Annotated in this window: 11 protein-coding genes and 1 pseudogene; 9 read left to right on the forward strand and 3 right to left on the reverse strand. The window is 65.7% G+C overall.

The window, feature by feature from the left end; translation table 11 throughout:
• Positions 1 to 923, forward strand: a pseudogene (locus GSQ79_RS08565) (ribonuclease E/G); the annotation flags it as partial.
• 162 nt (positions 924 to 1,085) lie between these two features.
• Here the strand turns inward: GSQ79_RS08565 and GSQ79_RS08570 are convergent.
• Positions 1,086 to 2,576 (reverse strand): amino acid permease, encoded by a 1,491-nt coding sequence (locus GSQ79_RS08570; protein WP_158808302.1) that lies wholly within the window; start codon positions 2,574 to 2,576, stop codon positions 1,086 to 1,088.
• Positions 2,577 to 2,905: 329 nt separating this feature from the next.
• Here GSQ79_RS08570 and GSQ79_RS08575 point away from each other — a divergent pair, with 329 nt between their 5' ends.
• The 5 genes from GSQ79_RS08575 to aat all read left to right on the forward strand — a co-directional run bounded on the left by GSQ79_RS08575 (position 2,906) and on the right by aat (position 6,861).
• The gene (locus GSQ79_RS08575; protein ID WP_158808303.1) at positions 2,906 to 3,670 is read left to right on the forward strand and encodes a DsbA family protein; all 765 of its coding nucleotides are present in this window, start codon (positions 2,906 to 2,908) and stop codon (positions 3,668 to 3,670) included.
• Positions 3,671 to 3,704: 34 nt separating this feature from the next.
• Positions 3,705 to 4,157: a type II 3-dehydroquinate dehydratase gene (aroQ, locus tag GSQ79_RS08580; protein ID WP_158808312.1), complete on the forward strand. Its 453-nt coding sequence runs from the start codon at positions 3,705 to 3,707 to the stop codon at positions 4,155 to 4,157.
• A complete protein-coding gene (locus tag GSQ79_RS08585; protein ID WP_158808304.1) occupies positions 4,154 to 4,621 on the forward strand; it encodes an acetyl-CoA carboxylase biotin carboxyl carrier protein subunit in 468 nt (155 codons plus the stop codon). Before aroQ ends, GSQ79_RS08585 begins: the two co-directional genes overlap by 4 nt.
• A 108-nt stretch (positions 4,622 to 4,729) precedes the next feature.
• Positions 4,730 to 6,088 carry an acetyl-CoA carboxylase biotin carboxylase subunit gene (gene accC / locus GSQ79_RS08590; protein ID WP_158808305.1) on the forward strand — a complete coding sequence of 453 codons (1,359 nt, stop codon included), beginning with the start codon at positions 4,730 to 4,732 and terminating at the stop codon, positions 6,086 to 6,088.
• Positions 6,089 to 6,198: 110 nt separating this feature from the next.
• Complete coding sequence (gene aat / locus GSQ79_RS08595; RefSeq protein ID WP_158808306.1) at positions 6,199 to 6,861, forward strand: leucyl/phenylalanyl-tRNA--protein transferase; 663 nt, start codon at positions 6,199 to 6,201, stop codon at positions 6,859 to 6,861.
• A gap of 375 nt (positions 6,862 to 7,236) precedes the next feature.
• On the opposite strand, the gene GSQ79_RS08600 is transcribed toward aat, so the two are convergent.
• Together GSQ79_RS08600 and GSQ79_RS08605 are read right to left on the reverse strand one after the other, a co-directional pair.
• Positions 7,237 to 7,875: a DUF2155 domain-containing protein gene (locus GSQ79_RS08600; RefSeq protein ID WP_158808307.1), complete on the reverse strand. Its 639-nt coding sequence runs from the start codon at positions 7,873 to 7,875 to the stop codon at positions 7,237 to 7,239.
• A 201-nt stretch (positions 7,876 to 8,076) separates the two neighbouring features.
• The gene (locus GSQ79_RS08605) at positions 8,077 to 8,496 is read right to left on the reverse strand and encodes an NADH:ubiquinone oxidoreductase subunit NDUFA12 (protein WP_158808308.1); all 420 of its coding nucleotides are present in this window, start codon (positions 8,494 to 8,496) and stop codon (positions 8,077 to 8,079) included.
• A 137-nt stretch (positions 8,497 to 8,633) separates the two neighbouring features.
• Here GSQ79_RS08605 and GSQ79_RS08610 point away from each other — a divergent pair, with 137 nt between their 5' ends.
• The 3 genes from GSQ79_RS08610 to GSQ79_RS08620 all read left to right on the forward strand — a co-directional run bounded on the left by GSQ79_RS08610 (position 8,634) and on the right by GSQ79_RS08620 (position 13,678).
• Positions 8,634 to 9,047 carry a CidA/LrgA family protein gene (locus tag GSQ79_RS08610; RefSeq protein WP_158808309.1) on the forward strand — a complete coding sequence of 138 codons (414 nt, stop codon included), beginning with the start codon at positions 8,634 to 8,636 and terminating at the stop codon, positions 9,045 to 9,047.
• On the forward strand, positions 9,047 to 9,799 hold the full coding sequence (locus GSQ79_RS08615) for an LrgB family protein (protein WP_210253039.1): 753 nt from the start codon (positions 9,047 to 9,049) through the stop codon (positions 9,797 to 9,799). Before GSQ79_RS08610 ends, GSQ79_RS08615 begins: the two co-directional genes overlap by 1 nt.
• A gap of 159 nt (positions 9,800 to 9,958) precedes the next feature.
• A complete protein-coding gene (locus GSQ79_RS08620; protein ID WP_158808311.1) occupies positions 9,959 to 13,678 on the forward strand; it encodes a vitamin B12-dependent ribonucleotide reductase in 3,720 nt (1,239 codons plus the stop codon).
• The last annotated feature ends 7 nt before the right edge of the window (positions 13,679 to 13,685 follow it).

Here is a 13,685-nt window from a genome sequence, read left to right on the forward strand (position 1 = left end):
CCTTCATCGCGGATGAATCCCTGACCGGCACGACCTACCACGCCATCGAGCGCGGCGAACTGTCGACCGGCACGCCGCAGCCGGCGCGGCAGCTGCCGAAATATGACGATCCGATCCTCGACGAAGATGACGAGGCCTTCGAGGCCGAAGACGAGACCGGCGAGACGTTCGAGGCCGAGCCCGAAGGCGAGCCGCGCGAGCAAGGGACGCGCGACGGGGCCGAGGGGCCGGAAGGCGACGGGCAGCGCCGCAAGCGCCGCCGTCGGCGCCGCGGCCGCGATCGGGAAAGCTCGGGCATTGCCGACGACGCACCGCAGCCGGCCGATGACGCGCTCGGCTACGTCGCCGACGTGGCGGCCCGCGCCGCACCGGAGGGCGAGGAGACCGAGGCCGCCAAGTCTGAAGGTGCTCGATCCGAGAGTGCCGAGGCCGAGGGCGAGGATCGCTCGGAGCAGGTGTCCGGCGAAGAGAACGGTCGTGGCGAAGGACGCCGCCGGCGTTCGCGGCGGGGCGACAGCCGTTCGCGCGAAGAGGGTCCGCGCGGTGCGGACGCCTTGAGCGCCGAGGACATCCATCCCGTCGACCAGCTCGGCGACGCGGTTGAGGGTGACACGCCGGCCGCGCTGTCGGTCGAACCCGCGCCCGATCACTATGCCGACGTCAGCGTTCAGCCCGACGTGCCTGCTCCGGCGCCTGTCGTTGAAGCACCTGTAGCAGACGCTGCTGCGCCGGAACCCGTCGCCGCGGCGCCTACTCCGGCTCCAGTCGCGCCAGCGCCGGCACCCGTGGAAACGGCTGCGGCGCCCGAAGCCCCTGCAGCCGCGGCTCCCCAGAAACCGGAGCTCACCTCGTCCGAGGCCGATCCGGAGCAGCCCAAGCGCTCCGGCTGGTGGCAGCGCGCCAAGGCCACCCTCGGCGGCTGATCGGCGCCAGACAGGGCCAATAAGAAAGGGCGGCTCCGATGGGCCGCCTTTTTTGTTGTCGTCATTGCGATAGAAGCGAAGCGACCCCGGGCCGCCTGTGGCCCGCTTGTCGAAAACGAAGCAGCGGCTCTGGGTTGCGTCGCTGTGCTCGTAAAGACGCCCTCAGCGGCGCAGGCGGCTATGCCGGCGGCCGTAGAAAAAGTAGATCGCAAGGCCGATCACCAGCCACACGCCGAGCCGGATCCAGGTGTCGAGCGGCAGACCCGCCATCAGGGCGAGCGCCGAGATGACACCGATCGGCCCGACGACGAAGACGAACGGCGTCTTGAACGGCCGCTCGATGTCGGGCTGGCGGATCCGCAGCGCCACGACGCCCGCACAGACCACCACGAACGCGAACAGGGTGCCGATGCTGACGAGCTCGCCGACGAGGCCGATGGGCATAACGCCGGCCAGCGTCGCCACGACCAGACCTGTTATGATGGTCGTAATATAAGGCGTCTGGAAACGCGGATGCAGCGTCGCGACCACGCGGGGCAGCAACCCGTCCTTGGCAATCGCGTAGAAGATCCGGCTCTGCGCCATCAGCAGCACGATGATGACCGAGGTCAGCCCGAGCACCGCGCCGATCTTGATGATCGGCTTCAGCCAGAAGAAGCCGATGGTGTCGGCGCCGACGGCGATCGGGTCCGGTACATTGAGCTTGTCGAAGGATATGATGCCTGTCGCGACGTAGCTCACCAGCACGTAGAGGATCGTGCAGACGATCAGCGAGCCGAGCATGCCGAGCGGAATGTCGCGCTGCGGATTCTCCGCCTCCTGCGAGGCTGTCGAGACGGCATCGAAGCCGATGTAGGAAAAGAACACGACCGCCGCGCCGCGGATCACGCCGCTCCAGCCGAAATGCCCGGCCGTCCCGGCGTTCGGCGGGATGAAGGCGCCCTGCGGGTTCAAAGGCGTGACCCAGTTGCTCTCCTTCACGAACCAAATGCCGACGGCGATGAACAGCACCACGATCGAGACCTTGATCGCCACGATGATGTTGTTGACCCGCGCCGACTCGGTGATGCCGACGGTCAGCAGCCCGGTGACGCCGAGAATGACCAGCACGGCCGGCACGTTGAGCAGCGCGCCGGTCTGCGACCAATGGCTCGTCGAGGGATCGAAGGCGAGTGGTGCCTGGGTCAGCGCCGTCGGCAGGACGATGCCGACATCTTTCAGGAAGCTGGTGATGTAGCCCGACCAGCCGATGGCGACGGTCGTTGCCCCGACGGCATATTCCAGGATCAGGTCCCAGCCGATGATCCAGGCTATCAACTCGCCCATCGTCGCATAGGCATAGGTGTAGGCGCTGCCGGAGACCGGCACGGTGGACGCCATCTCCGCGTAGCAGAGACCGGCGAAGACGCAGACGATGCCGGCGAGCACGAAGGAAAGGCTCACCGCCGGTCCGGCATATTCCGCCGCGGCATGGCCGGTGAGGACGAAGATGCCGGCGCCGATGATTCCCCCGACACCAAGCGCGATGAGGCTGACCAGCGACAGCGATCGCTTCAGGATGACTTTCGCGCCGGACGAAAAAGCGTCGGGCTCGGTCCCGGCCGCCTGGGACTGCAAGGTCTCGATCGATTTACAAGTCCAGATATCGGCCACGGGGCGCCTCTTTGTATCCGCGTCGGTCTTGATGCCGGCGATTGCCGGGTGACGATCAAGGACTGTGCCATCCCGCTCGATCGTGCGACGATACTCCCGCTGATCGGGCCGCCGCCGCAATCCGTCGCTTGTTGACTTGATCTGGCCCCGATTACAGGCAAAACGTGGAGCGGGGATCGTCCCGGCCTCTTCGGATGCCGCGGCATGGTCCAGATCAACACCACCGAACCATCGGTCTTCCACCATTCCCCTCGTCAGGCCCGCCGCCGGAACCCGCAAGAGCGGTCGGCGGGGCGCCTCGCCGAGGATCACAAAAGGGTTGAGCCATCATGATGAGCCTGCGTGGCGCCGTCGCCGCCCTCGTCCTCGGTTTCGCGGCCATTCTTCCGGCCCAGGCCGCGGAGTTTTCGGCGGACCAGACGACCGAGATCAAGTCAATCATCAAGAGCTATCTGCTGGAACACCCGGAAGTCCTGCGCGACGCGATCACCGCGCTCGACGAGAAGGAGAAGGCCGCCGAGGCCGACACCCGCAAGAAGGCGCTGACCGACCTTGCCGGTCCGATCTACAATTCGCCGGACGGCTTCGTCATCGGCAACCCCAAGGGCAGCGTCACCCTCGTCGAGTTCTTCGATTACAACTGCGGCTACTGCAAGCGCGCCCTCGACGATCTCGACCGGCTGATGAAGGACAACAAGGATTTGCGCGTGATCCTCCGCGATTTCCCGATCCTGTCGCCGAACTCGGTGCAGGCGTCGATCATCGCCGTCGCCGCGCATGAGCAGTTTCCCGGCGAAAAATTCTGGGATTTCCATCGCAAGCTGCTCGGCACCAAGGGCATGGTCGGCAAGGACCAGGCGCTCGATGTCGCGAAAAGCATGGGCGCCGACATGGACAAGCTGGCGAAGGACGCGGCCAAGCCGGAGGTCCGGACCGCCATCCAAGGCTCGGATGAGGTGGCCAAAGGCCTGTCGCTCAACGGCACGCCGTCCTACATCCTCGGCGACGACGTGTTGATTGGTGCGGTCGGCTACGACGAGATCAACGGCAAGATCGGCAACGTGCGCAAATGCGGCAAGGTCTTGTGCTCCTGATCGGCCTCACGATCGGGACACTCTCGCCATGGCGCTGACCACCATCCACGTCCTCAACGGGCCGAACCTCAATCTCCTGGGGACGCGCGAGCCTGCCACCTATGGCAGGGCCACGCTTGCCGACATCGAGACTGGACTCGCCGCGCTTGCCGGTGCACATGGCGTCTCTCTCGTGTTCCGCCAGAGCAATCACGAGGGCGATCTCGTGACCTGGATCCAGGCCGCGGGACAAGCGGGCGAACCGGTCATCTTGAATGCCGGGGCCTACACGCACACGTCGATCGCGATCCGGGACGCGATCGCAGGGACGGGAGCCGAGGTCATCGAAGTGCATCTGAGCAACGTCCATGCGCGCGAGCCCTTCCGGCACCATTCCGCCATTTCCGCCGTGGCCAAAGGCGTGATCGCCGGCTTCGGTCCTCTTTCCTACGAACTCGCCCTGCGTGCCCTGCTGGCGCCTGCGGCGGACGGACCCCTGACCGCATGAGCAAACCGCCCCACAAAGCCGAAGAGCCCGCGCTCGACCGGACCGAACTCGTGGAATCGCTGGCCGATATCGCCAAGCGGCTCGACCTGAGCGAGATCGAGTATCAGACCGGCGACCTCAAAATCCGCGTCGCGCGCCAGATGACGACCACCATAGTGCATGGGCCGGCGTCGGCGCCCGCTCCGGCGGCGCAGGCTGCTCCGGCCGCCGACGTGGCGAAGGTCGAGCATCCCGGCACGGTGAAGTCGCCGATGGTCGGCACCGCCTACGTCCGCCCTGCCCCGGAATCGGCGCCCTTCGTCGACATCGGCTCGGTGGTGAAGGCCGGCGACAAGATCCTGCTGGTCGAGGCGATGAAGACCTTCAACGAGATCATCGCGCCGCGCGGCGGCACCGTCACCAGCATCATGGTGGCGGACGGCCAGCCGGTGGAATACGGACAGGCGCTGCTCGTCATCGAGTAGCGTCCACCCGCCGCGCGAAATCGCGCGACGACACGATAGTTTTCTCAGAGCGCATTCGGACGCGGCATCCCCCTTTGCTGGAAGCGTTCCGAGGCACCACGGGGCGAGATGTTCGAAAAGATCCTCATTGCCAATCGCGGCGAGATCGCCCTGCGCATTCTGCGCGCGGCGAAGGAGCTCGGCATCGCGACGGTGGCGGTCCATTCCACCGCCGATGCCGACGCCATGCACGTCAAGCTCGCCGACGAGTCGGTGTGCCTCGGGCCGCCGGCCGCACGCGATTCCTATCTCAACATCCCGGCCCTGCTGGCCGCCTGCGAGATCACCGGCGCCGAAGCCGTGCATCCCGGCTACGGGTTCCTCTCGGAGAACGCGCGCTTCGCCGAAATTCTCGAGGATCACGGCATCGGCTTCATCGGGCCGAAGCCCGAGCATATCCGCATCATGGGCGATAAGATCGAGGCGAAGAAGACCGCGATTCGCCTCGGCATTCCTTGTGTGCCCGGCTCGGCCGGCGCGATCACCGATGACGTCGAGGGCCTGCGCGTCGGCGCGGAGATCGGCTACCCCGTGCTGGTCAAGGCGGCGAGCGGCGGCGGCGGTCGCGGCATGAAGGTGGCGCTGACGGCGGAGGATCTGCCGGACGCGCTGGCGATGGCGCGCAGCGAAGCCAAGGCAGCCTTCGGCGACGATTCCGTCTACCTCGAAAAGTACCTTCAAAAGCCGCGGCACATCGAGATCCAGATTCTCGGCGATGGCCAGGGCCGGGCGATCCATCTCGGCGAGCGTGACTGCTCGCTGCAGCGCCGCCACCAAAAGGTCTGGGAAGAAAGCCCCTCCCCGGCGATCAACGAAGAGCAGCGTGCCCGGATCGGCGAAATCTGCGCCAAGGCGATGCGCGACCTCAACTATTCCGGCGCCGGCACGGTCGAGTTTCTCTACGAGAACGGCGAATTCTACTTCATTGAGATGAACACCCGCATCCAGGTCGAGCATCCCGTCACCGAGATGATCACCGGCTTCGATCTGGTCAACGAGCAGATCAAGATCGCCGCCGGCTCGCCGCTGTCGATCAAGCAGGAAGACATCGTCCTGCGCGGCCACGCCATCGAGTGCCGCATCAACGCCGAACACCCGACGACGTTCCGGCCTTCGCCCGGCAAGATCACCTACTATCATCCGCCCGGCGGCCTCGGCGTGCGCGTCGATAGCGCGGTCTACGCCGGCTACACGATCCCGCCGAACTATGATTCGCTGGTCGGCAAGCTCATCGTCCACGGCCGCACGCGGACGGAAACCCTGATGCGGCTGCGCCGTGCGCTGGACGAACTGATCATCGACGGCATCGAGACCACGACGCCGCTGTACCGCACGCTGGTGCGCAACCCGGACATCCAGAACGGCGACTACGACATCCACTGGCTGGAACAGTTTTTGGCCGCCGGGGGCGGCGACGGGATCGTCTAGAGCATCGGACGCAAAAGTTGCAGACTTTTGCGTGCAACCCGATGCTCGATGGCGGCGCAAGCGCTTTCGAGACTCTTGACGAACGCCCGTCTTCGGCGGCTTCCTAGGCCATGGCCCACGCCCGTGATCGCAGCGAGATAACGCCGGACATCCTGCTTCGGGCCTATTCGGTCGGCCTGTTCCCGATGGCCGAGAGCGCCGATGATCCCAGCCTGTTTTGGGTGGACCCGGAAGAGCGCGGCATTTTTCCGCTCGATCGGCTCATCGTGTCGCGCAGCCTCGCCAAGACGGTGCGCTCCGATCGATTCGAGATCCGCGTCGATACCGCCTACGAGGCTGTCCTCGACGGCTGCGCCGCCGCGGCACCCGGGCGCGACGGCACCTGGATCAACGCCCGCATCCGTACGCTGTACCGCGCGCTGTTCGATCAGGGGCAGGTCCACACGATCGAAGTCTGGTCCGAAAATGGTCTGGTCGGTGGCCTTTATGGCGTTGCCATCGGCGCGGCGTTTTTCGGCGAGAGCATGTTTCACCGCGAGCGCGACGCCTCGAAGGTGGCGCTCGTGCATCTCGTGGCGCGGCTGCGGCTTGGGCGCTTCCGACTGCTCGATACCCAGTTCGTGACCGACCATCTCGCCACGCTCGGCGCGATCGCGATCCCTAAGGAGGCGTATCACCTGCTGCTGGCGGACGCGGTCGCGCGGCCTGCGGACTTTTGGGCCTGGCCGAAGGGCGAAGCGATCAGCGGCGTGCGGGCGTTGGAGGCGCTGTAACCGGAGCCGTTTGTCGTTCCGGGCGCCGCAGGCAAGCCCGGATTTCGGGCCACCGCGGCTGACGGAATGGCTGCATCGTTGCAGGTTCTGACGGCATCCGCGGCTTCATGGATTCCGGGCTCTCGCCTTCGGCGAGCCCCGGAAAGACAGCGTCATCGACCGTCATTTCGAGCCGAAGGCGCAGCGCCTTAGAGCATTTTCCACAAAAGTTGCAGACTTTTATGGTCGAGAAATGCTCTAACTTTTTTGAGAAGAGAGCGATTTCTCATCGCTTTGGTGATTCCACCAAAGCGGAAAGCGCTCTAGTGGCCGCTGACGATATAGCGACGTTGATGCCCCTGGATCGCGTCGCTTCGATCACAAAGACGGACGGTCCTAGTAGAAACCGCCTGGGTCTCTGCCACCCGCTTCGTCCGGGAAGAAGCTGCGCGCCGGCGGGGCGCGATTCGGGTCGCGACGCGGCGCGGCGCCCGGGGCCGCGCCGACATCGATCGTCCCGTCGTCGCGCTGCTGATCGCGCTTCGCGGCCTCGGCACGGCGCGGTTTTGGCGCCTTGACCGGCTCCTTGGTGGCATTGGCCGGCGGCGCCGGCTCGGCTTCCGCCGTTTCCGGCGGCGCGGCGATCACTTCCGTGCCGCCCTTACAGTCGGTCAGCCAGATATCGTAGACCGGATGCTCGATGCCGTGGAGGCCGGGGCTCGCGGCGAACATCCAGCCGGAAAAGATGCGCTTGTACTGCTTTTTCGCGTCGACCTCGTCGACCTGGACGAAAGTGATGGTCTGCGGCGCCTCGGTCGAGGGGCGGGTGTAGCAGGCGCGCTCGGTGATCTGCAGCGAGCCGAACTGTACCGTTTCGTCGGTCGCCACCTCGAAGGAGATGATTCGCCCGGTGATCTTGTCGAGTCCGGAAAAGATCGCGGTGGGATGCTTGATGCGGTCGGCCGAAGCGGGCGCCGCGACAAGAGTCGCCGCCGTCGCGCTGAGAAGCAGGCCGAAGAATTTGGAACGCGTCATCAAGTCATCCGTCGGCCCGCAAGCCCGTTGCGCTGGCACTCGCGCCAGCCATCACAAAAGTCCGGCCGCATTGGGGCTGAATCTCCTCTCCCCCTTGCGGGGAGAGGTCGGGAGTGGGGGCGCGGTGTTCACCGAAGCAGAAAGATGGCCCCCCACCTCTAGCCTCTCCCCGCAACGGGGAGGGGGACGCGCTGCGAAAGCCTACCCCTCAGGCGACCAGGCCTCGTAGTCGCCCGATGCCGGCGGGCGGGCGTTTGCGGCGAGCGTCGAGCCCGGCGGACGCCAGGCTTCCGGCGTTCCCGTCATGTTGGGACGGTGCGGCTTCTGCCAGGCCTTGGCGACATAGGTTTCGGCAGTCGGCGGGGTGTCGACGGTGTGGTGCAGCCAGCCGTACCAGCCTGGCGGAACGGTCGAGGCCTCGGAATAGCCGCCGAAAATGACCCATCGGCGTTCAAAACCCAGAGCGGGGTCGATCGCGCCGCCGATCGTGCGATAATAGGTGTTGCCGGTCTCGTCGGCGCCGACGCGTTCGCCGTTGCGCCAGGTATGGAACCGGGTGTTCAAGGTCTGGCCGTTCCACCAGGTGAAGACCTTGGCGAGCGTTCGAACGATCGAGTTCATGCGGCCATCCCGTTTCGTGCCGAAGGGCGAGGCGGTTCTTTCGAGGCGGTGTTCTTGCATCGCGCCTCGAGACGCGTTTTGAAGTCGGCGGACTATGCCGATGCGCCACCACGCTGTCCAGACTGGAAAGCCTAAACATGATTATCGCCATCACCGCCCTGCTCTGCTGCCAGCTCATCGGCGAGGTTGTGGTTCGCGCCCTCGGCCTGCCGCTGCCCGGCCCGGTCGCCGGCATGGGGCTGATGTTCGCCTACCTCGTGATCCACGGGCGCGGCCTGCCGGAAGAGGAGCGCGTGCCGAAGAAGATCGGGCTGGTCGCCGACGCGCTGCTGCGCAATCTCTCGCTGCTGTTCATTCCGGCCGCGGTCGGCATCGTCCAGTACTTTGGCTTGCTGGCGCGCTACGGCTGGACGATCGCCATCTCGATCGTCGTCTCGACGACGGCGGCGATGCTGGTCACCGTGCTGATCTTCCGCGTGGGCGCCCGGTGGCAAACGCACTATCGCCGCCACCACCCGGCCCATGCGGCCGCCGACGAGGCGCAATCATGATGCCGCCGCACCGCGCTGCCGACCTCTGGGTCTATCTGTCCACCAACCCGCTGCTCTGGCTGACGTCGGTGCTCGTCGCCTACCTGCTGGCGGAGTGGGTCGCCGACAAGGCGCACCGCCACCCGCTTGCCAACACGGTGGCGCTCGCGGCGATCCCGCTGTCGCTTTTGCTGATGCTCACGGGCACGAGCTACCAGACCTTTTTCGACGGCGCGCAGTTCGTGCACTTTCTCCTCGGGCCGGCGACGGTCGCTTTGGCGATCCCCCTCTACCGCAACATCGGCCGCGTCCGCGCCATGCTGCTGCCGATGACCTGCGCGCTTCTCGTGGGGTCGCTGACGGCGATGGTGTCGGTGGTGCTGATCGCCGGCCTGATGGGCGTGCCGGTGGCGATCCTCGCCTCGCTCGCCCCGAAATCCGCGACGACGCCAATCGCGATGAGCCTCGCCGCCGCCAACGGCGGTCTACCCGCGCTGACCGCCGTCTTCGTCATGCTCACCGGCATCTTTGGCGCGGTAGTGGTGACCCCGATGATGAACGCGCTCGGCATCCGTGACTTTGCCGCACGCGGCTTCGCAGCGGGGCTGGCGGCGCACGGCATCGGCACGGCGCGGGCGTTTCAGGTCGATCCGACGGCCGGCGCCTTCGCCGGAATCGCGCTCGGCCTCAATGGCGCCATGACGGCGATCGTCGCGCCGGTGATCCTGCCGCCCCTGCTCCACCTTTTTGCGGGAAACGCGTTAACCCTGTGACGATTTTGCCGCGCCCGAGAGGATATCCCCGCTATTCCCGCTTTACCCACAGCCCCCATATATAGCGTTCCACAGATTTCCTAACAGCTAGGGTTAGCGTTTTGCCGAGAATCGGAGCATAGTCTTTCCAGGCCACAACGGACCGCTCAAGGACCTCAGATGCGCATCGACCGCCGCTTCACCACCGCCGACCAGTCCCCCTACGCGTCACTGGAATTCCGCGCCGCGAAGAGCGAAATCCGCAATCCCGACGGGTCGGTCGTGTTCCTGCTCGACGGCATCGCCGTACCGCTAAGCTGGAGCCAGGTCGCCGCCGACGTCATCGCGCAAAAATATTTCCGCAAGGCGGGCGTGCCGGCCCGGCTGAAGAAGGTCGAGGAGAACGACGTTCCCTCCTTCCTCTGGCGCAGCGTCGCCGACGAAGCCGCGCTTGCCGAGCTGCCGGAAAAAGAGCGCTACGGCTCCGAAATGTCGTCGACGCAGGTCTTCGACCGGCTCGCCGGCACCTGGACCTACTGGGGTTGGAAGGGCGGCTACTTCGACAGCGAGGCCGACGCTTCGGCCTTCATGGACGAGCTGCGCTTCATGCTCGCCAAGCAGATGGCCGCGCCGAACTCGCCGCAGTGGTTCAACACCGGCCTGCACTGGGCTTACGGCATCGACGGCCCGAGCCAGGGCCACCATTACGTCGACTTCCAGACCGGCGTGCTGACGGCGTCCGCCACCGCCTACGAGCACCCGCAGCCGCATGCCTGCTTCATCCAGTCGGTCGCCGACGACCTCGTCAACGAGGGCGGCATCATGGACCTCTGGGTGCGTGAGGCCCGCCTGTTCAAGTACGGCTCCGGCACCGGCTCCAACTTTTCCAAGCTGCGCGGCGAGAACGAAAAGCTTTCCGGCGGCGGCAAGTCGTCCGGCCTGATGTCTTTCCTCAAGATCGGCGATCGCGCCGCCGGTGCCATCAAGTCGGGCGGCACCACCCGCCGCGCCGCCAAGATGGTTGTCGTCGATGCCGATCACCCGGATATCGAGGCCTATATCGACTGGAAGGTTAAGGAAGAAGAGAAGGTCGCGGCCCTCGTGACCGGCTCCAAGGTCGTGCAGAAGGCGATGAAGGCGATCATGCGCGCCTGCGTGAACTGCGAAGGCCATGGCGACGATTGCTTCAACCCGGAGAAGAACCCGGCCCTGAAGAAGGAGATCAAGCTTGCGCGCCGTGCCTTTGTGCCGGACGCCTCCATCAAGAAGGTCATCCAGTATGCCAAGCAAGGTTTTAAGGAGATCGACTTCGACATCTTCACCCTCGACTGGGATTCCGAGGCCTATCTGACCGTCGCCGGCCAGAACTCCAACAATTCCGTCCGCGTCACCGACGATTTTTTGCGCGCGGTGGAAGACGATAAAGAGTGGAATCTGACCCGCCGCATCACCGGCAAGGTGGCCAAGACGCTGCCGGCGCGGGAACTCTGGGACAAAATCGGCTACGCCGCCTGGGCCTCCGCCGATCCCGGCCTGCAGTATCACACCACCATCAATGACTGGCACACCTGCCCGGCCGCCGGCCCGATCGTGGCCTCGAACCCCTGCTCCGAGTACATGTTCCTCGACGACACGGCGTGCAATCTCGCCTCGTTGAACCTGCTGCAGTTCCGCGACGCCGCCACCAAGAACATCGACCTCGGGTCTTATGAACACGCCGTCCGCCTGTGGACCGTGGTGCTCGAGATTTCGGTTCTGATGGCGCAGTTCCCGAGCCGCGAGATCGCCCAGCTCTCCTACGAATACCGCACCCTCGGCCTCGGCTATGCCAACATCGGCGGCTTCCTGATGTCGTCGGGCATTGCGTACGATTCCGACGAAGGCCGCGCGATCTGCGGCTCGCTCTCGGCGATCATGACCGGCATCTGCTACGCGACCTCCGCCGAAATGGCCAAGGAGCGCGGCCCCTTCGCCCGCTACCACGACAATGCCGACAGCATGCTCAGGGTGATGCGCAACCATCGCCGCGCCGCCTATGGCGACGCCACAGGCTACGAGGCGCTGTCCATCGCCCCCGTGCCGCTCGACGGCTCGTCGCTGCGCGATCCCGCGCTGATCGACCATGCCCGCCGCGCCTGGGATCTCGCCGTCTCGCTCGGCGAGCAGCACGGCTATCGCAACGCCCAGACCACCGTCGTCGCGCCGACCGGCACGATCGGGCTCGTGATGGATTGCGACACCACGGGCATCGAGCCCGACTTCGCCCTGGTAAAATTCAAGAAGCTGGCCGGCGGCGGCTACTTCAAGATCATCAACCGCGCGGTGCCGGAAGGCTTGCGCGCGCTCGGCTATCGCGAGGCGGACTTGGCCGAGATCGAGGCCTTCGCTGTCGGCCATGCCTCGCTGCGCCAGGCGCCGGGCATCAACCACTCGACGCTCAAGGCCAAGGGTTTTACCGACGCCAAGCTCGAAGAGCTGGAAAAAACGCTGGCCGGCGCCTTCGACATAAAATTCGTCTTCAACAAGTGGACTTTGGGCGCGGATTTCCTCAGCCAGGTGCTGAAGATCCCCGCCGCGAAGATGGACGATCCGGCGTTCGACCTGCTCTCCTACCTCGGCTTCTCCAAGGCCGAGATCGAGGCCTGCAACGTTCACGTCTGCGGCGCGATGACGGTCGAGGGTGCCCCGCACCTGAAGGAAGAGCATTACGGCGTGTTCGATTGCGCCAACGCCTGCGGCCGCACCGGCAAGCGCTACCTCTCGGTGCAGAGCCACATCCGCATGATGGCGGCGGCGCAGCCCTTCATCTCCGGCGCCATCTCCAAGACGATCAACATGCCCAACGACGCCAGCGTCGAAGAGTGCAAGGACGCCTACATGCTCTCCTGGCGTCTGGCGCTGAAGGCCAACGCGCTCTATCGCGACGGCTCGAAGCTGTCGCAGCCGCTGAACAGCCAGCTGATCGAGGACGACGAGGACGAGGCGGACGACGTCGTGGAGGCGCTGGCCGTCGGCCCGATGCCGCTGCGCACCGCGGCCATCGCGGAAAAGATCGTCGAGCGAGTCGTCGAGCGGGTCGAGCGCATGCGCGAGCGTGAGCGCCTGCCCGACCGCCGCAAGGGCTACACCCAAAAGGCCGTCGTCGGCGGCCACAAGGTCTACCTGCGCACCGGCGAGTACCAGGACGGCCGCATCGGCGAAATCTTCATCGACATGCACAAGGAGGGCGCCGCCTTCCGCAGCCTGATGAACAATTTCGCCATCGCCATCTCGGTCGGCCTGCAGTACGGCGTGCCGCTCGACGAATATGTCGACGCCTTCACCTTCACCCGCTTCGAGCCTGCCGGTTTCGTCCAGGGCAACGACGCGATCAAGAACGCGACGTCGATCCTCGACTACGTGTTCCGCGAACTCGCCATCTCCTACCTCGGCCGCAACGAACTCGCCCACATCGACCCGAGCGAGATCGGCCCCGACGTGATCGGCTCCGGCGAGAACCAGGGCAAGGCGCAGGGCGGCAACAATGGCGGCGGCGAGATCCCGGCGAGCACGGCGCGCTTCGTCTCAAAAGGGTTCGTGCGCTCCAAAGCCGACAAGCTGATGCTGGTGCAGGGCGGCATGACCCAGCCCACGGCGCCGCAGGGCCTCGCGACCTTTGGCGCCACGGCGCTGAAGGCCGACGTCGCGACCGAACTGCAGCAGGTCGCCAGCGCGCTGCACGCGGAGCTGGGGACCTTGGAGTTGGAGAAGCCGGCCGCCACCGCCGCCGACCAGCGCAACCTGGCACGGATGAAGGGGTATACCGGCGAAGCCTGCGGGGAGTGCGGGAATTTTACGCTGGTGCGGAACGGGACGTGTTTGAAGTGCGACACGTGTGGTGGGACGAGCGGGTGTAGTTGAGGGGGGG

The organism is Beijerinckia sp. L45, from assembly GCF_009765775.1.
Classification (GTDB): Bacteria; Pseudomonadota; Alphaproteobacteria; order Rhizobiales; family Beijerinckiaceae; genus RH-AL1.